This window comes from Oceanisphaera sediminis, from assembly GCF_039539745.1.
GTDB lineage: Bacteria > Pseudomonadota > Gammaproteobacteria > Enterobacterales > Aeromonadaceae > Oceanimonas > Oceanimonas sediminis.
The window spans coordinates 76,335-96,460 of the sequence record NZ_BAABDS010000004.1; the positions used below are offsets into that span (position 1 = coordinate 76,335).

At 57.8% G+C, this 20,126-nt stretch carries 18 protein-coding genes and 3 tRNA genes; 8 read left to right on the forward strand and 13 right to left on the reverse strand.

Annotated elements, in window-relative coordinates:
- Positions 1 to 113: 113 nt before the first annotated feature.
- Complete coding sequence (purN, locus tag ABD827_RS01795) at positions 114 to 752, reverse strand: phosphoribosylglycinamide formyltransferase (protein ID WP_344961794.1); 639 nt, start codon at positions 750 to 752, stop codon at positions 114 to 116.
- Complete coding sequence (purM, locus tag ABD827_RS01800; RefSeq protein ID WP_344961796.1) at positions 749 to 1,786, reverse strand: phosphoribosylformylglycinamidine cyclo-ligase; 1,038 nt, start codon at positions 1,784 to 1,786, stop codon at positions 749 to 751. The genes purN and purM overlap by 4 nt, the downstream gene beginning before the upstream one ends.
- 428 nt (positions 1,787 to 2,214) lie before the next feature.
- Between purM and upp the strand changes: the two genes are divergently transcribed.
- The 4 genes from upp (at position 2,215) to hda (ending at position 5,927) form a co-directional block, all read left to right on the forward strand.
- A complete protein-coding gene (gene upp, locus ABD827_RS01805; RefSeq protein ID WP_298722881.1) occupies positions 2,215 to 2,841 on the forward strand; it encodes a uracil phosphoribosyltransferase in 627 nt (208 codons plus the stop codon).
- A gap of 52 nt (positions 2,842 to 2,893) precedes the next feature.
- Positions 2,894 to 4,162 (forward strand): uracil-xanthine permease family protein, encoded by a 1,269-nt coding sequence (locus ABD827_RS01810; RefSeq protein ID WP_298722884.1) that lies wholly within the window; start codon positions 2,894 to 2,896, stop codon positions 4,160 to 4,162.
- 63 nt (positions 4,163 to 4,225) lie between these two features.
- Complete coding sequence (locus ABD827_RS01815; protein ID WP_344961801.1) at positions 4,226 to 5,212, forward strand: DUF2066 domain-containing protein; 987 nt, start codon at positions 4,226 to 4,228, stop codon at positions 5,210 to 5,212.
- Positions 5,205 to 5,927, forward strand: a complete 723-nt coding sequence (gene hda / locus ABD827_RS01820; RefSeq protein WP_425567952.1) for a DnaA inactivator Hda — start codon at positions 5,205 to 5,207, stop codon at positions 5,925 to 5,927. The genes ABD827_RS01815 and hda overlap by 8 nt, the downstream gene beginning before the upstream one ends.
- A gap of 245 nt (positions 5,928 to 6,172) precedes the next feature.
- Here the strand turns inward: hda and xthA are convergent, their stop codons facing one another.
- The gene (gene xthA / locus ABD827_RS01825) at positions 6,173 to 6,979 is read right to left on the reverse strand and encodes an exodeoxyribonuclease III (RefSeq protein WP_344961803.1); all 807 of its coding nucleotides are present in this window, start codon (positions 6,977 to 6,979) and stop codon (positions 6,173 to 6,175) included.
- Between the two features lie 49 nt (positions 6,980 to 7,028).
- Positions 7,029 to 7,790: an SDR family oxidoreductase gene (locus ABD827_RS01830; protein ID WP_344961805.1), complete on the reverse strand. Its 762-nt coding sequence runs from the start codon at positions 7,788 to 7,790 to the stop codon at positions 7,029 to 7,031.
- A 177-nt stretch (positions 7,791 to 7,967) separates the two neighbouring features.
- Here ABD827_RS01830 and ABD827_RS01835 point away from each other — a divergent pair, with 177 nt between their 5' ends.
- Together ABD827_RS01835 and ABD827_RS01840 are read left to right on the forward strand one after the other, a co-directional pair.
- Positions 7,968 to 9,002: an efflux RND transporter periplasmic adaptor subunit gene (locus ABD827_RS01835; protein ID WP_344961807.1), complete on the forward strand. Its 1,035-nt coding sequence runs from the start codon at positions 7,968 to 7,970 to the stop codon at positions 9,000 to 9,002.
- Positions 8,989 to 12,084: an efflux RND transporter permease subunit gene (locus tag ABD827_RS01840; RefSeq protein WP_344961809.1), complete on the forward strand. Its 3,096-nt coding sequence runs from the start codon at positions 8,989 to 8,991 to the stop codon at positions 12,082 to 12,084. Before ABD827_RS01835 ends, ABD827_RS01840 begins: the two co-directional genes overlap by 14 nt.
- A gap of 178 nt (positions 12,085 to 12,262) precedes the next feature.
- Here ABD827_RS01840 and ABD827_RS01845 read toward each other — a convergent pair.
- Positions 12,263 to 12,347 (reverse strand) — tRNA-Tyr (locus ABD827_RS01845).
- 92 nt (positions 12,348 to 12,439) lie between these two features.
- Positions 12,440 to 12,524 (reverse strand) — tRNA-Tyr (locus ABD827_RS01850).
- A 123-nt stretch (positions 12,525 to 12,647) separates the two neighbouring features.
- Here ABD827_RS01850 and ABD827_RS01855 point away from each other — a divergent pair.
- Positions 12,648 to 13,124, forward strand: coding sequence for a VC2046/SO_2500 family protein (locus ABD827_RS01855; RefSeq protein WP_344961811.1), 477 nt, complete (start codon positions 12,648 to 12,650; stop codon positions 13,122 to 13,124).
- 397 nt (positions 13,125 to 13,521) lie between these two features.
- On the opposite strand, the gene ABD827_RS01860 is transcribed toward ABD827_RS01855, so the two are convergent.
- The 5 genes from ABD827_RS01860 to ABD827_RS01880 all read right to left on the reverse strand — a co-directional run bounded on the left by ABD827_RS01860 (position 13,522) and on the right by ABD827_RS01880 (position 17,988).
- A complete protein-coding gene (locus ABD827_RS01860; RefSeq protein ID WP_344961813.1) occupies positions 13,522 to 14,604 on the reverse strand; it encodes a ketoacyl-ACP synthase III in 1,083 nt (360 codons plus the stop codon).
- A 121-nt stretch (positions 14,605 to 14,725) separates the two neighbouring features.
- Positions 14,726 to 15,103: a thiol-disulfide oxidoreductase DCC family protein gene (locus ABD827_RS01865; RefSeq protein ID WP_344961815.1), complete on the reverse strand. Its 378-nt coding sequence runs from the start codon at positions 15,101 to 15,103 to the stop codon at positions 14,726 to 14,728.
- 62 nt (positions 15,104 to 15,165) lie between these two features.
- Complete coding sequence (locus ABD827_RS01870; protein WP_344961817.1) at positions 15,166 to 16,641, reverse strand: carboxypeptidase M32; 1,476 nt, start codon at positions 16,639 to 16,641, stop codon at positions 15,166 to 15,168.
- Positions 16,642 to 16,880: 239 nt separating this feature from the next.
- Complete coding sequence (locus ABD827_RS01875) at positions 16,881 to 17,021, reverse strand: DUF3149 domain-containing protein (protein ID WP_298722914.1); 141 nt, start codon at positions 17,019 to 17,021, stop codon at positions 16,881 to 16,883.
- A gap of 121 nt (positions 17,022 to 17,142) precedes the next feature.
- On the reverse strand, positions 17,143 to 17,988 hold the full coding sequence (locus ABD827_RS01880) for a TraB/GumN family protein (RefSeq protein WP_344961821.1): 846 nt from the start codon (positions 17,986 to 17,988) through the stop codon (positions 17,143 to 17,145).
- 76 nt (positions 17,989 to 18,064) lie between these two features.
- Here ABD827_RS01880 and ABD827_RS01885 point away from each other — a divergent pair, with 76 nt between their 5' ends.
- Positions 18,065 to 18,400, forward strand: coding sequence for a DUF1904 family protein (locus ABD827_RS01885; protein WP_344961823.1), 336 nt, complete (start codon positions 18,065 to 18,067; stop codon positions 18,398 to 18,400).
- A gap of 4 nt (positions 18,401 to 18,404) precedes the next feature.
- Here ABD827_RS01885 and ABD827_RS01890 read toward each other — a convergent pair whose 3' ends face one another.
- On the reverse strand, positions 18,405 to 19,235 hold the full coding sequence (locus tag ABD827_RS01890) for an SDR family oxidoreductase (RefSeq protein ID WP_344961825.1): 831 nt from the start codon (positions 19,233 to 19,235) through the stop codon (positions 18,405 to 18,407).
- Positions 19,236 to 19,478: 243 nt separating this feature from the next.
- Positions 19,479 to 19,553 (reverse strand) — tRNA-Arg (locus tag ABD827_RS01895).
- Between the last annotated feature and the right edge of the window lie 573 nt (positions 19,554 to 20,126).

Sequence of the window (20,126 nt, forward strand, 5' to 3'; positions counted from 1 at the left end):
GTTTCCTCGAGTATCCAGTTTCAAATAGATCATATTTTTACTTAGATTGGTATCACACAACAAAAAGCGCGCTTGTGTCACCACAAGCGCGCTTTTTCAGTAGCAGAAGAAAATTAGTCTCCGGCGTGCCCCTGAGCGGGCAGCAAGGTGCCGTCCAAAAAGGCACTACCTTGCTGCATCACCAGGCGACCGTCGCAGAACCAGCGCACCACCAACGGATAAATAGCGTGCTCCTGCACCTGTACCCGCTCGGCCACGGCAGCTTCGTCATCACCGGCAAAGATGGGTACCCTTGCCTGCAATGCCACCGGGCCGCCGTCCAGCTCTTCGGTAACAAAGTGCACGCTGCAGCCGTGCTCGCTGTCACCGGCTTCAATGGCTCTTTTATGCGTATGCAGCCCCTGGTATTTGGGCAGCAGGGAAGGATGAATATTGATCATTCGTCCCTGATAATGGCGCACAAAACCGGGGGTGAGGATGCGCATAAAGCCGGCCAGCACCACCAGGTCGGGGGTATAGCTGTCGATCTGCGCCATTAACGCCGCATCAAAGCTGTCCCGCTCCGCGTAGTCCTTGCTGGGCAATACCGCCGTGGCCGTGCCCGCCATGCGGGCACGCTCCAGACCATAGGCGTCGGCCTTGTTGCTGACGACGGCCACCACGTCGCCGCCCAGCAGGCCGGCGGCGGACTGATCCAGCAACGCCTGCAGATTGCTGCCGTTGCCGGAAATCAGGACGACGATACGCTTCATTTGATCTCGACCTGCTCTTCGCCGTCGGCCGCATTGTCGATCTGACCGATAACCCAGGCTTGCTCGCCCGCGTCCTGCATGAACTTGACGGCGGCGTCGGCCTGGTCGGCCGGCAGGGCAATCACCATGCCCACACCACAGTTGAAGGTGCGATACATTTCATGAGTTTCCACACCACCGGCCTGCTGCAACCAGCTGAACACCTGCGGCCACTGCCAGCTGCTGCCATCGATAACCGCCTTGGCGCCCTTGGGCAGCACGCGGGGAATGTTTTCCCAGAAGCCGCCGCCGGTGATGTGGCTCAGCGCATGAATGTCGAAGTTCTTGATAAGCTCCAGTACCGGCTTCACGTAGATGCGGGTCGGGGCCATCAGCGCATCGGCCAGGGTGCCATCGCCCAGCGGCTGTTGCAGATCGGCCTCGCTGACTTCCAGCACCTTGCGGATCAGGGAATAACCGTTGGAGTGGGGGCCGCTTGACCCTAAGGCGATCAGCGCATCACCGGCGCCGACTTTGGTGCCGTCGATAATTCCGCTTTTTTCTACTACACCAACACAAAAACCTGCCAGGTCGTAGTCGCCGGCTTCGTACATGCCGGGCATTTCGGCGGTTTCACCACCGATCAGGGCGCAACCACTTAGCTCGCAGCCTTCGCCGATACCGGTAACCACGTCGGCGGCGGTGTCGACGTCCAGCTTGCCGGTGGCGTAGTAGTCGAGGAAGAACAGCGGCTCGGCACCCTGCACAATCAGATCATTCACGCACATGGCGACCAGATCGATGCCCACGCCCTGATGACGCTTGAGATCGATGGCCAGGCGCAGCTTGGTGCCGACGCCGTCGGTGCCGGCGACCAGCACCGGTTCCTTGTAACCGGTCGGCAGCTGGCACAGGGCACCGAAGCCCCCGAGTCCACCCATGACTTCCGGGCGTTGAGTGCGACGGCTGACGCCTTTGATGCGTTCAACCAGGGCGTTACCGGCATCGATATCTACACCGGCATCTTTGTAGCTCAGGGGTTTTTTCTGCGTCACGAGTGGTTACCTTGTCATTTTATTTAGGAGCGGATCTGGTACCGGTTGGCTCTTGTTGGCGGCTGTTGGCACCGTTGCCGGCTGTTAGTCACTGTTTCGGCCGCTATTCTAATTTAATGCGCGAGGCAGTGCCACCGACGTTGGCCTGTCAGACCATGTTCTTGCAGTGAATGTGAGTGGATGATTCGATATTGCCCGGCGGGCGCTTGATAGGGGACCTTCGGTAGATGCCCGTCACCTTTAACGACAGGCTCACAGTTTAAAACTCACAGTTTAAAACAAGGGGCCGAACAAGGCTAAACAGGAAGAAGACGACATCCTTTGCTAAAATTAACCCTGAATGTCTGCCGCAGGGCGCTATTTTATGCTAAAATCCCGCGGTTTTTTTGTGCATGTGCATACAGTCAGGGCGTCGGGAGAATAGGTTGATGAAAGTTGTTGAAGTTAAACACCCTTTGGTGAAACACAAGCTGGGTCTGATGCGGGAAGCCGATATCAGTACCAAACGCTTTCGTGAACTGGCAAAGGAAGTCGGCAGCCTGCTGACCTATGAAGCCACTGCCGATTTTGAAACCGAGAAAACCACCATCAATGGTTGGCACGGCCCGACCGATGTTGATCAGCTCAAGGGCAAGAAAGTGACCGTAGTACCGATTCTGCGTGCCGGCCTGGGCATGATGGACGGGGTGCTGGAGCATATGCCCGGTGCCCGGGTCAGCGTGGTGGGGGTTTATCGTGACGAAGAAACCCTGCAACCGGTACATTACTTCAACAAGCTGGTCAGCCATATCGACGAACGGATGGCGCTGATCGTCGATCCCATGCTGGCTACCGGCGGCTCCATGATCGCCACCATCGATTTGCTGAAGGAAAAAGGCTGTCAGCACTTCAAGGTGATCGTGCTGGTGGCTGCCCCCGAAGGCCTCAAGGCGCTGGAAGCCGCTCACCCGGACGTAGAGCTGTATTGCGCCTCTGTTGACGAGCGGCTCGACAAGAATGGTTATATCATTCCCGGCCTCGGTGATGCCGGCGACAAGATTTTTGGTACCAAGTAAGTCAAAACCGGCGCAGGCCGGTTTTTTTCCGTTTGTTCAAGGTAAATAAAAGATGAGTTCAGTTAATCAACCCGACGTTCTGGCCCACAGCCAGAGTGCGGCCAATACCCCGTTGCGCCAGGCTTTGGCCGGCTCCCAGATGCTGTTTGTGGCCTTTGGCGCCCTGGTGCTGATGCCACTGATCACCGGCCTGGATCCCAACGTGGCCCTGTTTACCGCCGGTTTCGGCACCCTGATTTTTCAGTTGTGCACCAAGCGTCAGGTACCGATTTTTCTGGCGTCTTCTTTTGCCTTTATCGCCCCCATTCTGTACGGCGTGCAAACCTGGGGCATTCCCGCCACCATGAGCGGATTGATGGCGGCCGGTGTCATGTATGTGCTGCTTAGCCAGCTGGTACGCTGGCGCGGTACCGCTTTGCTGACTCGCCTGTTGCCGCCGGTGGTCGTCGGGCCGGTGATCATGGTGATCGGTCTGGGGCTGGCGCCGATGGCGGTGAACATGGCCATCGGCAAGAGCGGTGATGGTGCATCCGAAATGATGGCCAACGATGTGGCGTTGTGGCTGTCGCTGTCGGCGCTGGTGACCACCCTGCTGGTATCCACGGTGGCCAAAGGGGTATTTCGGCTGGTGCCCATTACCGCCGGCATCGCGGTGGGCTACAGCCTGGCGCTGTGGTTTGGCGTGGTCGACTTTACGCCGGTACGCGAGGCGGCCTGGTTCTCTCTGCCGCATTTTGTCGCTCCCGAATGGCATTGGCAGGCGGTGTTGTTCATGCTGCCGGTCGCCATCGCGCCCGCCATCGAACATATCGGTGACGTGCTGGCCATCAGCTCGGTGACCGGCAAGGATTACATCAAGAAACCGGGTCTGCACCGCACCCTGCTGGGTGATGGCCTGGCCACCGTTGGGGCGTCTATGTTCGGTGGTCCGCCCAATACCACCTATTCCGAGGTGACCGGCGCCGTGATGCTGACCAAGAATTTCAACCCGGTGATCATGACCTGGGCGGCGGGCTTTGCCATCGTGCTGGCCTTTGTCGGTAAATTCGGCGCCCTGATGCTGAGCATTCCGACCCCGGTGATGGGCGGCATCATGATTCTGCTGTTCGGCTCCATCGCGACCGTCGGCCTGAACAGCCTGATCAAGCATCAGGTGGATTTGTCGCAGGCACGCAACCTGTGCATCGTGGCGGTGATCCTGATCTTCGGCATCGGCGGCATGGCCTTCGGTATCGGCGGTTTCAGCCTGCAGGGCATCAGCCTGTGTGGCATCGTCGGCATACTGTTGAATCTGGTACTGCCCAGAGCACAGCCCCATTGAGTCTGGTTTGCATTAACGTCTGTGGTTATCATGCGCCTTATGCTTTTCAAAAGTGGTAACTTGATGTTGAAAAATCTGTTGCTGACGACGCTGTTGCTGTGTTCGGCTGCCGCGTCGGCTCAGTCGGTGTTTGAGGTTAATCTGGACCCGGCCCCCTATAACCGAAGCGAGGCGCGGACCCAGGCGGTGGAGTTGGTGCTGGATCGCCTGACCGGCGGCCAGGCACAGAACTCCTGGGTACGGGATGAAGTGGGTCGCGAACTGTCGCGCTACCTGCAGTCCGAACCGCCGGGATCCGGTTATAACGCCGTGTTCAACGAAGCAGAGTTGCTGGCCGTGCTGCAAGGCGCCGAGTTGCCGTTTTCGCTGGCGCCGAGGCCGACTGTGCTGGTGTGGTTATCGAAAGAGGGGCGTGCCCGCAGCGAGGCAAACCGCTCCTGGCGACGAGCTTCTAATGCCTATCAGATACCGCTGCTATGGCCACTGTGGGATCTGGACGAGCACATGACGCTGGACACCCGCGAGCCGTTTGCCGCCCAGGCTCTGCGTGAGGCCAGCCGGCGCTACGGCGCAGAATACTGGCTGGCAGTGGAGCAGGGCACGGAGGGCGGCCGCTGGCAGCTGTTCGGCTCCAAGCAAGCGTCGCCGCTGCTCGAAGGCAAACTGGAGTCGGGCACCGATGCGGTGACCAAACTGATGGCGCGTCTCAATCGTTACTGGGTTGAAAGGCATGCACAGAGACGGGCGCCCCGGCCTGCCAATCCGGCGCCGGAACAGCCGTTACTGGCCGAGGTGGATGCCGGCGGTGAACTGACCATAGTGGTGTCCGGTCTGCGCCGGTTTGCAGACTCGGTACTGCTGGAGCGCAAGTTGCGCCAACTCGATGGCGTGGGGTCGGTTTTTGTGGTTGACAGCGCCGGCTCTCAGGGGCGTTATCGACTGGACATATCCGGCTCTCGCGCCGCCGTGCTGCAGGCGTTGACCACTATTAGCGGACTGACCGTGACCGGTGAGCGGGAATTCAGCTGGTCGGGAGCCACAGGTGATTAACGGCGATGAAGAAGATAACCAGCCAGCCCAGTTGGCACTGGCGGTACAGCTGCCGGATGATGAAACCTTTGCCAGTTTTTATCCGGGCGATAACGCCCAGCTGATCACTGCCCTTAAAAATGCGGCCATCGGCCAGGGTGACGAGCTGCTGTATTTCTGGGGGCAGCAGGGCAGTGGCCGCTCTCATCTGCTGCATGCCGCCTGTGCCGAGCTGGATGGCGAGGGGGAGACGGCGGCCTATATCTCGCTCGACAGCTATCAGAACATGTCGACGCGCATACTGGACGGCATGGAGTTGCTGGCGCTGGTGTGTCTGGATAATCTGGATGCCATTGCCGGGGTGGCAGAGTGGGAGCGGGCGGTGTTCAACTTCTTCAATCGCCGCCGCGAGCGGGCTCCGGGCTCTCTGGTGATCAGTGCCATCAACGCGCCGCGCAACCTGGGGCTGGCACTGCCGGATCTGGCTTCGCGTCTCGATTGGGGCGTGGCCTATCAGCTGAAACCGCTGGATGACGAAGGCAAGCTCAGCGCCCTGCAGCTGAGAGCCGAGTTGCGCGGCTTCAAGCTGCCCACCGATGTGGGCCGCTTTCTGCTTAACCGGCTGTCACGTGATATGAGCACCCTGCTTGCCGCTCTCGATCTGCTCGACAACGCTTCCTTTCAGGCCAAACGCAAACTCAGCATTCCCTTCGCCAAGGAAATACTGGGGCTGTAGCGGGACTGATAACTTGCAGGTAACGGTATGTCTGCAAGAACTGCATATCGCCTGACGGTCTCGCGTGGTCTGATCCGCCAGCTGAAGCGGCGGCTACAAAACCGCAAGCCAGCTCGTCCCGTAGGGTCGAATTCATTCGACCGCGTTGCTCCTGGCCACACCCTGGTCGAATAAATTCGCCCCTACGAAGAAAGAGATACTCATCAGCAAGTATCTCTTATCCCCATCCCGCTCCAATGTATCCCTCAGCCAAAAGTGGCCCAGATGGGGGCGTGATCCGAGGGCTTTTCTATGCCGCGCAGTTCGTAGTCGATACCGGTGTCGATCAACTGCTCTATCAGCGGCTGGGTGGCGAGGATCAGGTCGATACGCAGGCCGCGATTGTCGTTGAAGCCCTTGCTGCGGTAGTCGAACCAGGAATAACGCTCGCTTTCCTGCGGATTCTGCAGCCGCCAGGTGTCGATCAGTCCCCAGCCCATCAGCGTGTTCATCCACTCCCGTTCTTCCGGCAGGAAGGAGCACTTACCCTCGCGCAGCCAGCGCTTGCGGTTGGGTTCGCCGATGCCGATATCCAGATCCGTATGGGAAATATTCACGTCTCCCATCACGATAACCGCCTCATCCGGCTGGTGATGTTCGGTCAGATAGCGTTGCAAATCCGCATAAAAGCGGGTCTTGGCCGGAAACTTGGTTTCGTGGCTGCGGTTTTCGCCCTGAGGGAAATACCCGTTTAACACGGTCAGCACGCTTCCGTCCGGGCGGGCGAAGCGCCCCATGATCATGCGTCGCTGGGCATCTTCTTCATCACCGGGAAAGCCCTTCTGGATTGCAAGCGGGGCCTGCTTGCTCAGCATGGCCACGCCGTAATGGGCTTTCTGGCCATGAAAGTGCACGTGATAGCCCATGGCTTCCACGGCGGCCAGCGGAAAGGCGTCGTCGTGAACCTTGATTTCCTGCAGACCTATGATGTCCGGCTGGTGTTTGTCGATAAGCGCCTGCAACTGATGCAAACGCGCCCTGAGTCCATTGATATTGAAGGAAACAACTTTCATTACGGCGCCTGATGCTAAAAAGAGGCCGCCATGCTAGCAGAAACCGGGGTCAGTCGGCAGTCGCCCCGTCCGGATAGATCATCCGTTTGCTCATGCCGCCGTCGATAATATATTCCTGACCGGTAATAAAGCTGGCTTCGTCGGATAACAGAAAACGCGCCAGCGCCGCCACATCGTCGGCATCACCCACCCGGCCGGCCGGATGCTGGCCGTGATCGTGCCGGCTGGGAACCGGCTCCATGGGGGTTGGCTGCAGCCGACTCACATCAATCCAGCCCGGGCTGATGACATTGACCCGCACATCCGGCCCCAGGCTGATGGCCATGGCATGCGTCAGGGCGATGAGTCCGCCCTTGGCGGCGGCATAGGCCTCGCTGTCGGGCTCGGACTGATGAGCCCGGGTCGAGGCGATATTGATGATGGACCCGCCCGGCTTGAGCAGGGGGGCCACGTGCTTGCTGATCAGCATGGGGCCGGTAAGGTTGACTGCCAGCACCCGCTGCCAGTGCGACAGGGGGAGCTGAGCCAGTGGCTCATGATGGGGCTGGCTGATGGCGGCGTTGTTGATGATGCCGTCGATCTGCCCGAACTGACGTTCAATCAGTCGACTCAGCGCCTGTACCGAGGTTTCTTCGCTGACATCCAGGTGAACCAGTTGCAGGCCGGGCAATCCGGCGTCGTCCAGCCGGGTGAGGGCATCCTTGTCGATATCGACCCCCACTACCTGATAGTTGTGTTGCAGAAAGTAGCGGCTCATGCCCAGTCCCAGCCCCTGGGCTACCCCGGTGATCAGAATTTTTCCCTGCTTCATACTGTCTCCTTGACGAGGCTCCTGCCGGCTTGTGGTGTCTTCGATTAAGCCCTGTTGCATCCTCGACTAAGCGTAGTGGGGTTTTGTCACACTTTGTTACCTCTTTACCGGTAGCTGACATAGTCTGGCCGCACTAAACGGGTACACTAGGTCCAATATGCACAAAGGAATAAAAACATGTTTCGTCATCACCATCACTCCGGTCTCTGGTTGAGCTGCCTGTTGAGCCTGTCGATCATGACGCCGAGCGCGGTACTGGCCCGCAGTGCGCCGCTGGTCTCTACGGTACGGGTCACCGAGCAGCCGGTGACGGCCGGCATTGAACTGATTGGTACCCTCAAGGCCAGTCAGCAGGTGGCCATTTCTCCCCAGGTCAGTGCCCGGGTGACCAGGGTGCACTTCGTGCCCGGCCAGATGATCGCTCGGGATCAGGTGCTGCTCAGCCTGGATGACAGAGCCGCACAGGCGGCGGTACGCGAAGCCGAAGCGGTGCTGATGGACGCCCGTCGTGTGCTTAACAACTTTCAGACCCTGTTCCGGCGCAAGGCGGTCACCCAGACCGAGCTGAACGGCCAGCAGGCGGTGGTAGCCATGGCCGAGGCCAAGTTGCAGGCGGCTCGCGTGCAGGCGGACTATCTGACCATCAAGGCCCCTTTTGGTGGTGTGATGGGGTTGAGCGATGTGGCGCCCGGCGCCCTGCTCGGGGCCAACGAACCGGTGGCAAACCTGTTTGATGTGAGCAGCCTCAAGCTGGATCTGCCGGTACCGGAAAAATATTTTCGTCTGCTCAAGGTGGGGGAGCAGTTGAGCGCGCATACCGAAGCCTATGGCGAGCAGACCTTTATCGGTGAGCTGGCGGTCATTGCCCCCCGCGTGGATGAAGACACCCTCAACGCCCGGGTTCGCTTGCTGTTTGATAACAGCGAGGGGCTGCTGGTGCCGGGCATGCTGATGCGGGTGCAACTGAGGATAGATAACAACACCCTGACGGTAATTCCGGCTCAGAGCCTGCTCTATGCCGGCCAGCAGCGCTATGTGTTTGTGGTGGATGACGAGGGTAAGGTCAGTCGGCGCAACGTGAGCATAGGCCGTAATCTGGGGGAGCGGGTGACCATTACCGACGGACTCACCCTCGGCGAGCAAGTGATCAGCGAAGGCACCGTCAAGGTACGGGACGGCATGCTGGTGGAGGTACAGAGTGAAGCTCTCTGATCTGTCCATTTCCCGCCCGGTACTGGCCACGGTACTGAGCCTGATGTTGTGCGTATTCGGGCTGATTTCCTTTCTCGAGTTGCCGCTTCGGGAAATGCCCGATACCACCTCACCGGTGGTGACGGTACGCACCGATTATACCGGTGCCAGCGCCGGGGTGCTGGAGACGCAGGTCACCAAGCGACTGGAAGACGAGTTGTCGGGCATCAGCGGGGTCAAATTTATCAGCTCCAGCACCAGCGACGGCCGCTCCAGCATCACCATCGAATTCGATCCGGCGCGAAACCTGGACAACGCCGCCAGCGATGTACGGGAAGCGGTGGCCCGGGCGTCCCGCGGCCTGCCCGATGACGCCGACGCCCCCATCGTCACCAAGGACACGGGGCGTAACGATGTCATTTTATGGGTCACGCTGCGCTCCACCGGTATGTCGCCACTGGCACTCGGTGACTATGCCCAGAACGTGCTGGCCGATCGTTTCAGCCTGCTCGACGGGGTCAGCTCGGTCTGGGTGGGGGGGCGTAAGGAGCGGGTGATGAACGTGCGGCTCGATCCGGTGGCCATGGCCTCGCGCGGGGTCACGGTGGCCGATATCCGCGCCGCCCTGCGTGCCCAGAACGTGGAGTTGCCGGCCGGCACCCTGGAAAACAGCCAGCAGAACTTCGCCGCCCGCATTCAGCGTGGTTACGATCAGGCGGTAAACTTTCAGACCCTGAGCATTCGCCGTATCGACTCGGGGGCTCGAGTCTATCTGGGTGACGTGGCCGAGATCTGGGAAGGAGAAAAGCCGGAAGATACCCTGTTTCGCTCCAACGGCCAGAACGTGGTGGGGCTGGGCATCGTCAAGCAGACTCAGGCCAATACCCTGGATGTGGTGAACGAGGTCAAGCAGGCGATTATTGCCCAGCAGCCCTTCCTGCCCGAGGGGGCCGAGTTGACCTGGACCTACGATAGTTCGGTGTTTATCGACAGCGCCATCAGCGAGGTCTATCAGACCCTGATGATCACGGTGGGGCTGGTGATACTGGTGATTTACATCTTTCTGGGGCAGGTGCGCGCCACCCTGATCCCGGCGGTAACGGTGCCGGTGTCGCTGGTCAGTGCCTTTATCCTGGCCTATGCGCTGGGTTACTCGGTCAACCTCATTACCCTGATGGCGCTGATCATGGCCATCGGCCTGGTGGTGGACGATGCCATAGTGGTGCTGGAGAACATTCACCATCACCTGGAGCAGGGACGCTCACCGCTGGCGGCGGCCTACCACGGTGCGCGCGAGGTGGGGTTTGCGGTGATCGCCACTACGCTGACTCTGGTATCGGTATTTCTGCCCATCGTGTTCATGGGCGGCATCATAGGCCGTATTTTTACCGAGTTTGCGGTATTGCTGGCCGGAGCTGTGGCTTTTTCATCCCTGGTGGCGCTGACCCTGACCCCGGTAATGGCCAGCAAGATCCTCAAGCCCAAACAGCAGCCGGGCTGGCTGGCGAGCCGTTTCGATGCGGGTTTTGCCCGTCTGGAACAGGGTTATCGGCGCCTGCTCGGCAGCGAGCTGAGTCATCGCTGGTGGGCACCGGTGGCCATGGTGCTGGCGCTGGGGCTCATTACCCTGTTGTTTCGGGAAGTACCGCAGAGTCTGACTCCGAAGGAAGACCGGGGCGTGATCTTCGTGCTGGTGCGCGGAGCCGAAGGGGCCAGCTTCGAGCGCATGAGCCGGGCCATGGGGGAAGTAGAAGCGCGCCTGGCGCCTTTGCAGCAGGACGGCACCGTCACCAGCCTGACGGTCCGCACTCCCGGCTTCGGTGGCGGGGTGAACAGCGGTATCGTCATCGCCAGCCTGGAAGCCTGGGATAAACGCGAGCCCTCGGCCGAGGCCATCGTCGGACGTATTCGCGGCCTGACCCGGGACGTGGCCGATGTGCTGGTGATTCCGATACTGCCCTCGTCCATTCGGGGCGGCTCCAGCTCACCGGTGGAGTTTGTGCTGGGCGGGGCCGACTACGACGAACTTTATGGCTGGGCCGAACAGTTGCAGCGGCTGGCGCGGGATAACCCGGGGCTGAGCGATCTGGATCTGGATTACGCCCAGACCAAACCCGAGCTGCTGGTGGAAGTGGATCAGCAGCGGGCGGCCAAGCTGGGGATTTCGGTGACCGAGGTGGCCGACAGTCTCAATGTCATGCTCGGCGGCCAGGGTATCACCACCTATGCCCGCCAGGGGGAAGAGTACGATGTCTATCTCAAGGGGCAACAAGACGCCTTCAGACAGCTCAGTGATCTGGGTGGCATCTATCTGCGTGCCGGTGGCGGCGAGCTGGTGTCGCTGGATAACCTGGTCACCCTGAACGAGCAGGGGGCTTCGCCGTCACTGAATCATTACAATCGCAAGAAGGCGATTACCCTCAGCGCCAACCTGGTCGGCAACTATAGCCTGGGTGAGGCGCTGGATTATCTGGACGCTCTGGTGCGCGAGCAGCTGCCCGACAATGCCACTGTCGATTACAAGGGCGAGTCGCTGGAGTACAAGAGCAATCAGGGCGATGTGGCCTTCGTATTCGGGCTGGCGCTGGTGGTGGTGTTTCTGATCCTGGCGGCCCAGTTCGAGAGCTTTGTGCATCCCTTTATCGTGCTGCTGACGGTACCCCTTGGCCTGCTCGGTGGCCTGCTGGGGCTGTATTTTACCGGTATGACCCTTAACGCCTACAGTCAGATAGCCATGGTGATGCTGATAGGATTGGTGACCAAAAACGGCATTCTGATCGTGGAGTTTGCCAACCAGCTGCGTGACCGGGGGCAGCCGTTTGCCGAGGCGTTAATCGAAGCGTCGGTGCGACGTTTGCGGCCCATTCTGATGACCGCCTTTACCACGGTGGCGGGCGCGATTCCGCTGATCCTGGCCAGCGGTGCCGGCGCCGAAAGTCGGCAGGCGGTGGGTATAGTGGTGTTTGCCGGCGTGGCACTGGCGACCTTGCTGACGCTGTTTATCGTGCCGGCCATGTACCGGTTGCTGGCGCGGCACACCCAGTCGCCGGAGCATCAGCAACGACGGCTGGAAGCGGCGCTGAAGGAAAAGCCTGAAGGATAGAAAGCTGAAAGCGGTAAGAGCGAAGCTATAAAGCACCGGGCTTGTGAGCTCGGTGTTTTTTTTAGGGTCGAATTTATTCGACCCTACCACAGGTTTTTTTACAGTCTTTCTTCCAGCTTCCAGTGGTGTTTTCAGCAGACATAAAAAAAGCCGGTGCTGAGCACCGGCTTTTAAAGGATGGTGGAGGGAGCTGGATTCGAACCAGCGAAGGCTGAGCCGTCAGATTTACAGTCTGATCCCTTTGGCCACTCGGGAACCCCTCCACGAGTTAACTTGTTGCTGTTTAATGAAGTGCGTTAAACAGTTTTAATTTTTAAGTCTTACATCAATGCCCCAGGCACTGATTAACAATAGATGGTGGAGGGAGCTGGATTCGAACCAGCGAAGGCTGAGCCGTCAGATTTACAGTCTGATCCCTTTGGCCACTCGGGAACCCCTCCACACTTTGTGGGGCGCATATTACCAAAAAGAGGGAGCTTGTGAACCCCGAAAGGGTAATTTTTTACTAAAAAAACCGGACTTGCTGCCGATAACCATTCAAATGCCTAATATTTGCACTTTTTATGCTGCCAGAACTTAATACCAATCTGCTCGTCAACGACAGCCAACTCGGAGATCGCCTTAACCAGGCGGTCATCGACGGCCGTCGTAGCGATTTTGGTTTGCTGCTGGCGCTGCTTTCCGAAGATGCGCGGGATCTGCCGCGCATCGAAGAGACAAAAAATGAGCAGGGGCAGCAGGATTGGCGAAAGCATTTCGAACTGCCGGCGCAAAATCCGCTTTATGCGCACCAACAGGACAGCACCAGGGCGCCGGAGCTGTCGGCCCTGGCCGGTGGCCTGCAGCAAGACAGCTTGCGTTTATTGCTGGCGATGCGGGCCGAGCCGTTACGGGCGAGCGACGAACTGCTGCCGACCGACGTCAGCAGCAACCTGAACCCGCGCACCCTGGCGCGGCTGTCGAGTGATCTGAATCCCCGGCTGCCGGTACAGCCGGGCCGCATGCTGGAGGTGTTGAACGCCGTCAAGGCGATGGCCTGAGACGATTAGCCTCACCTCTTATACCAATCTAAATAAAAATATCTATTCTAAAACTGGACACGATAGGCAACAGAGTCACCTCCCACGACACGCCATAAACCCATCCATGGGGCTCGGAAATGCCATCCCTGGCATTTCACGGTCGCGGGAGCCGCTCTCTGTTACCTCTCCTTAGCATCGAGTTGTCTGGAGGTCGCTTCATAGGCGACTCCGCAGCATTAGGGAGGATGAAGGATTCTACTCCAGCGACCATCACATGACAGGACGTCATGTGCTGAGCGTCGCAGGGATGCGGTTCAGCGTGTCGGTGGAGTGAACCCTTCGTTCGACCTTTACCGTGAAGCCAAGTAGATCAGTTAGTTTTCCAGATTGATATTACTGCTTATACTGCAGAATATCAGCCGCCGTGGGCCTGGCGACAGCCCATGATGGCCGGTGCCAGTAGTTCCAGTGCGCTTTGCTCGCAGGGCGGCAGGGTTGCATCGGAGCGGTTCAGCGGGGTGATGCGATCGCCCCAGCGGATCACGCCGGCGCCCCAGGTCAGGCCGGCACCAAAGGCGGCGGTCAGCAACAAAGCACCGGGCTTGACTCGTCCCTGCTCCAGCGCCTCGCACAGGGCGATGGGCACGGTAGCGGCAGAGGTATTGCCGTACTGCGCTATGTTCACCATCACCTTTTCTGGCGGCAATGCCATTTTTTTGGCCAGCGTTTCGATAATGCGAATATTGGCCTGGTGGGGCAGCAGCAGATCTATATCCTGCTCGGTGACCCCCGCCTGATCCAGCACATGAGCGGCCGCATCGCCCATGCCCTTGACCGCACGCTTGAATATTTCCTTGCCCTCGAAATTGACCTCGAACAGGCCATCGATATGCTCGAAACGACGGCGGTCGGTGCCCGAGTTGGGTACGGCAAGAATGTCTCTGGCCTCGGCGTCACAGCCCAGCTTGTCGGCGAGCAGCCCCAGTGGCTGGCTACTGGCCTCCAGTATCACGGCGCCGGCGCCGTCTCCGAACAGTACCGCGGTATCTCTTTTGGTCCAGTCCAGATAATGGGTCAGTCGTTCGGCGCCGATCACCAGTACGCGCTGCATGCTGCCGGCCTTGATCAGGGCGCTGCCCACGCTCAGGCCATAAATAAAGCCGGTACAGGCGGCATTGATGTCGAATACCGCCGCGCGGCCGGCCCCCAGCGACTGTTGTACCGCCGAAGCGGCGCTGGGCACCATGCTGTCCGGGCTGGCGGTGGCCATGATAATGCAGTCCAGCTGGCTCGCTTCCATATCGGCGGCGGCCAAGGCATGGCTGGCTGCTACCGTGGCCAGAGCCGAGGTACTGACATGAGCAATGCGACGCGAGCGAATGCCGGTACGGCTATGAATCCACTCATCGGAAGTGTCGAGAAAGGTGCCGAGATCGTCGTTACTCAGGGCGGCGGGGGGCAGACATTTCCCCCAACCGGTAATATTGGCGTAGCGCATGGTAAGCCCTGTTTGCGAGATTAAGGTGAATGCTGCCGATGTTGTCCTGGCGACTTCAAAGCGTCATATACCGGCAATATCGTCAGCTTGGGTATTCGATGTTGTTTACGGGGTGGTGGCGTTAACCTCGGCCTTGCCGTTCCAGTCGTAGCTGAACCCAGGTACGATAAATCCAGGACAGACAGGGCCGAACCAGCGGCAGCCCAATCAACCAGGCCAGTGGCTTGAGCCGGGGCACCCGTTGCATCAACAGAATATAGGCGTCCAGCTCGGATCGCACTTCTCCGTCTGCGGTTTGTACGTGCAGCTCGCGTAATGCCTTGTAAGGACTGATCCCCAGACTCAACAATACTTCTTCCCGACCCGTGATATCAAACCAGTAAATATCGTCCCCCCCTTTGCCTGCCCAACGTTCATAACGCGCCCTGTCCTTGATGCAGCCCTCGCAACTGCCATCGTAAAACACCACCAGCTGATGGCGCGGCTTTTTTCCATCCATCACCACGTCCTCCATGACAAGGAAGTTCCGTCCCTGGAACTCTGAGCTAAGCATAGTCGGCATTAGCCCAGATACCTTTGCTGCAGATGGTGTTTGAAGGCGGTGGCATCCAGTGACTGACCACAAGCCTGTTGAATCAGGGTGTCGGTCTCCAGCAGGCTGGCGTGTTGCCAGATGTGCTGTTGTAGCCATTCGAATACAGAAGACAAGTTATTGTCGATCAGTTGTTCCAGTGATCTCTGCTGTTGCTGCATGGCTGCGGCCTGCTGGGACGCATAGATGGAACCCAGGGTGTAACTGGGAAAATAGCCGAAGCTGCCGTCGGTCCAGTGAATGTCCTGCAGGCAGCCGTCCTTGTAGTTACCCTTGGTGCTCAGCCCCAGGTAGGTTTGCATCAGCTGATCCCAGCGCTCTGGCAGATCTCTGGCTTCCATTCTGCCTTCTATCAGATCCCGCTCTATTTCGTAGCGCAGCATGATGTGGGCCGGATAGGTTACTTCGTCTGCGTCGACCCTGATCAGACCGGGGCTGACCCGAGTGTAAAGCCTGGCCATGTTGTCCGGGGCAAAAGCCGGTTGGGCACCGAAGTGACGCTCCAGCAAGGGAGTCAGTCGGGCGATAAAGGCGGGATGACGGGCCAGTTGCATTTCGAAGAACAGGCTTTGGGATTCATGCACCCCCATGGATCTGGCCTGGCCGACCGGCAACCGGCGCCATTGGGCAGGTAAACCCTGTTCATAGCGGGCATGACCGGTTTCATGAATGATGCCCATCAGCGCCTGAGCCACATCCTGCTCGTTATAGCGGGTGGTGAGCCGTACATCTTCGCTGACGCCGCCACAGAAGGGGTGGGCACTGACATCGAGCCGGCCATGATTGAAGTCAAAGCCGAGCAGCGTCATGACCTCCAGCCCCAGTGCCCGTTGTTGTTCTATGGCAAAGGGTCCTTGAGGTTGCAGCATGGGCTCGTTGCGCTGCTTGTTCTGTACCTGAGTGATCAATTCCGGCAACCAGCTTTTCAGGCCGCCAAACAGGGTATCGAGCCGGGCGCTGCGCATGCCGGGCTCGTATTGCTCCAGCAGGCTGTCGTAACGGGACAGACCCAGCGTCTCGGCCCGGGCCGAGGCGACCTGGCGAGACAGGTTGAGCACTTCTTCAAACAACGGCAGATAACCGGCCCAGTCGTTGGCAGGGCGCAAACTGCGCCAGGCATGCTCGCAGCGCGAACCCGCCAGCGACATGGCGCGCACCAGATCGGCCGGTAACAGGGTGGCATCGCGCCACTGGCGGCGCATCTCGGCCAGACTGACCTTGTGCTCCCGAGCCGACGATTCCTGCTCGGCGTCTGCAAACCAGTCGGCCAGCCGCGGATCCTGCAATTGTTGATGGCACAGCACCGCCAGGGTGCCCAGGGCTTCGGCCCGGGCTTCGTTGCCGCCGGACGGCATCATGGTGGCCTGATCCCAGCCACAGATGGCACCAAGGTGTTGCAGATGATGGAGCTGTTCGAAATGCTGACTCAGAGCATGATAAGACATGGGCGCTTCCTTGAATGAGTTGCGCGATAGAACTGCCGGTATGGGCAAGCCGAAAAACGGAAAAGAGGCAGACAACAGCTCTGACAGCGCAAGATGATAAATAGCTGCAGTATAATCAAGTTAAACAGGAAGCAGAATGACTAAGTTGAATGGACAGAGGAAACGACAGGCCTCGGGGAGGAGGTGAGACCTGCCGTTATTAAAAACGGGGTATTAAATATGGAGCCAAGCTCGTTCAATTACTCGTTTGGACCGGCTTTGCTGACTTTATAAATAAAGTAGCCGGCATAAAAGCAGATCAGTACCGTGGTTGCAATAATCACCAGCATGGACATCAAGCCAACATCGCTCCCAAACATTAAATCAAGCCAGAATGACATGGGTCGTCTCCTTTCGTATGCGTTATGAATGCATCTTAGCGAGATGTTTTCTGGTTGTGCTGATCCTGATCAATAAAGTGAGGGATCATTAATGGGTTAGATCATTTATCAATTTAATTATTCATTCCGTCATTTTATTCAGTGTATAGCCGTCTTGCTCCAATAATCGAAGCAGGCCATGTTCGCCATAAAGATGCAGGGCGCCCACCACCAGTAATGCCTTTTGCGGAGCCTGGCTTTTAAGGTGTTCCAGCCACAGCCGATTGCGGGACAGCAGCAAATCCTGTTCGATAAAACGGTTCAGCGGGGGCGACTGCTCGTTGCGCAGCAGACTGAGCAAGGCCTGTTCGTCTCCGCTTTGCCAGGTGTCCAGCAGTTTCTCAAGGTGCGGTTGCAAATCGTTCAGCTCATTCAGGGTATGGTGCACAAAGTCTGCTTCCAGTTGCCGTTCAGGCAGAGAGGCCAGCATGCTGAACACCAGATCTGGCGCTTCCAGCCCCCGTATAGGAAGTTGCCGTTGTCTGGCCAGACGCATTATCTGCATATCGACGCCCTGCTCACTGGTAAAACCGAGTTTCTGGGCCCGAGCCTGAGTCAGCTGCAGGGCGGCAAACCAGGGCGGCAGTGATGTCAGTGGCGACAATGCCATGTCGTTGATGGCCTGTTCAAGTTCATCGGCCAGTGGAGTGCCCAGCCGAGCATGCCAGCTGTCACCGGGCGACATGGTGATAAAAGGGGCCAGAGTGGCCGGCGATAGAGCATCCGGGTCGACTTCCAGAAACAGCTGCTCGCTTTGCTGCAGGCTGTGCAGCAGTGGCGCCGGCAGTGAGGTCAGGCGTTTATCGGCAAGATGAATTGAGCCGAATAACCACAGCTGTTGGCCCGCTTTTGTGGCCGACCACAGGGCGGGAGCGGCCAGAGTGATGCTGCTCCAGAACCATAGTAGTAATAAAGATAATATTTTCATCGGCACTCGCTGTTTTGTACTTCGGCTTTGATTATGATGCCGAAGTTGTTATTCACACAAGAACAAGGAACCTATCATGCCTCATTTACGTTTTCGTGGACTGTCCCGTGAAACGGTCAAACAAATCAGCAAACCTTTGGTCGACACCTTATCGCCCATGATTGGCAGTCCGCTGGATCATTTTACCCTGGAATTTATTCCCGCCGAATTTGTGGCCAAGGGTCAGGTAATAAGTGGTTATCCTATAGTGGAAGTACTCTGGTTTGAACGCCCACTGGAGATACAGGACAAGGTCGCGGCCGAAATTACGACAACATTGCGGGCCAGGGTCGGTGCCGAGCAGGATATCTGCGTTATTTTTACCCGGCTTGAAGGCCGCCAGTATTATGAAAACGGCAGCCACTTCGGTTAAATAGTTACCCTCCGGCCTTGAGCAGCAGTTTGTCCAGCGCACGAGCACTGAGCAAACGGCGTAGCCAGCCCATCATCACGGTGGGCCGGGTCACCGGATAGCGAATCCTGGGGCGAGAGCTGGTCAGTGCATGCAATAGCGGCGCCATGCAGGCATCCGGCTCCAGGCTGAAGCGGGAGCTGGGGCCGGGTTGTTGCAGCCTGGCAAGGGTTTGCCGGTAACCTTGCCGGTGACGGCTCTGTTCAACATCTATATGACGTAAAAAAGCGGCCTCGGCGTTGGCGCGAAAACGAGTCTCTATAGGACTGGGTTCCAGCAGGCTGACATGTATGCCTGTGCCGGTCAGTTCCAAGCGCAAAGTATCGGTATAGCCTTCCAGCGCAAACTTGGAGGCATTGTAGGCACCTCTATATTGCATGGCGACCAGTCCCAGTACCGAGCTGTTTTGAATAATACGGCCTTCACCGGCCGCCAGCATGGTAGGCAAAACCAGGCGGGTCAGGTGATGGGTGCCAAACAGGTTGGTATTGAACTGCTCGCGCAGCGCCGTGGTCGGCAGGTCTTCAAGCGCGCCCGGCTGACCGTAAGCACCATTATTGAACAGGCCATAAAGACGACCATCGCTCAGTTGTAACGTTTGCTCTACCGCGGCCTCGATACTGGCCTCATCATTGAGATCCAGCTGAACGGCGTCCAGTCCTTGTTGTTTTAGCGAGTTAACATCAGCGGAATGCCGGGCCGAGGCGATGACCCGGAAGCCTTTCTCCTTGAGAAAATGGGCTGCCGTATGGCCGATACCGGAAGAACAGCCGGTGATAAGAATGTTTTTGGACATCAATGACTCCTGAGTAACGAAAGACTCACCCTGTTTGTGGCGGGCCCGGCTACACGCAGGGAGAGGCTACAAACAAGGAACAAGACGGGTCATGGCACCTTCATTCCTGGATCCGGAACGACAGGTTGCTATTTAATAACAATCAAATCAATAGCTTAAGTTTAGATTCAGAAAATATACATCGTTGATGATGTTAAAGATGGGGCTGTATGGAGCAGTATACGAAGAGAATCACGGAGATACTGGCGTCCCCAGCAGGAATCGAACCTGCAACTAAGTCTTAGGAGGACCTTGTTATATCCATTTAACTATGGGGACGGATAATAGGTGAATACTACATTTTATCCTGTTCAAAGCACAAGACACCTTTGGGTTGAGTGCGTGTAAATTGACCAGAACCAAGGTCTACCTATAGTTACAAGCTCGTCGCGCCAGCGCGCCTGCCGGTTATGTCACCCAGGCCAGGTGTGGGCCGAGTATGTAGTGGATAATCGGTATAGTTGAAACAAAGTAAGATAAAGAAACAAAAGCTGACAATAGTGGTGCTTCAGCAAGGCGTTTTTTAATCGCACTGTGCTAACAGTTATGCATTCTGTGGGTATATCTGTGGTTAAGTTGTGTTTTTGCTGGGTGTTTGGGCTGTTGGTCATCAAGGGCCTGTTTTTGTCAAAAAAGCCCTTGCGCAAAATCAGCGGTTCCCTATAATGCGCATCCACTGACACGGGGCAACACGCCAACGGTCACAAGCAGAAAAAAGAAAGTCATTTACTGCTTGACGAATTGAACGGGAAGCGTAGAATGCTTATCCCTGACCTGAGTAAGGTCAACGCTCTTTAACAATATATCAAGCAAACTGTGTGGGCACTCGCAGGTAGTTGGGAAACAAAAAAT

Excerpts from the sequence above, each read along its gene's own strand:
- ABD827_RS01855 (WP_344961811.1), top strand. The coding sequence starts at position 12,648 with ATGCTGCCAGAACTTAATACCAATCTGCTCGTCAACGACAGCCAACTC.
- ABD827_RS01885 (WP_344961823.1), top strand. The coding sequence starts at position 18,065 with ATGCCTCATTTACGTTTTCGTGGACTGTCCCGTGAAACGGTCAAACAA.
- purN (WP_344961794.1), bottom strand. The coding sequence starts at position 752 with ATGAAGCGTATCGTCGTCCTGATTTCCGGCAACGGCAGCAATCTGCAG.
- ABD827_RS01875 (WP_298722914.1), bottom strand. The coding sequence starts at position 17,021 with ATGTCATTCTGGCTTGATTTAATGTTTGGGAGCGATGTTGGCTTGATG.
- ABD827_RS01870 (WP_344961817.1), bottom strand. The coding sequence starts at position 16,641 with ATGTCTTATCATGCTCTGAGTCAGCATTTCGAACAGCTCCATCATCTG.
- ABD827_RS01880 (WP_344961821.1), bottom strand. The coding sequence starts at position 17,988 with ATGAAAATATTATCTTTATTACTACTATGGTTCTGGAGCAGCATCACT.
- ABD827_RS01860 (WP_344961813.1), bottom strand. The coding sequence starts at position 14,604 with ATGCGCTACGCCAATATTACCGGTTGGGGGAAATGTCTGCCCCCCGCC.
- ABD827_RS01815 (WP_344961801.1), top strand. The coding sequence starts at position 4,226 with ATGTTGAAAAATCTGTTGCTGACGACGCTGTTGCTGTGTTCGGCTGCC.
- ABD827_RS01830 (WP_344961805.1), bottom strand. The coding sequence starts at position 7,790 with ATGAAGCAGGGAAAAATTCTGATCACCGGGGTAGCCCAGGGGCTGGGA.
- xthA (WP_344961803.1), bottom strand. The coding sequence starts at position 6,979 with ATGAAAGTTGTTTCCTTCAATATCAATGGACTCAGGGCGCGTTTGCAT.
- ABD827_RS01890 (WP_344961825.1), bottom strand. The coding sequence starts at position 19,235 with ATGTCCAAAAACATTCTTATCACCGGCTGTTCTTCCGGTATCGGCCAT.
- ABD827_RS01865 (WP_344961815.1), bottom strand. The coding sequence starts at position 15,103 with ATGGATGGAAAAAAGCCGCGCCATCAGCTGGTGGTGTTTTACGATGGC.
- ABD827_RS01810 (WP_298722884.1), top strand. The coding sequence starts at position 2,894 with ATGAGTTCAGTTAATCAACCCGACGTTCTGGCCCACAGCCAGAGTGCG.
- ABD827_RS01835 (WP_344961807.1), top strand. The coding sequence starts at position 7,968 with ATGTTTCGTCATCACCATCACTCCGGTCTCTGGTTGAGCTGCCTGTTG.
- upp (WP_298722881.1), top strand. The coding sequence starts at position 2,215 with ATGAAAGTTGTTGAAGTTAAACACCCTTTGGTGAAACACAAGCTGGGT.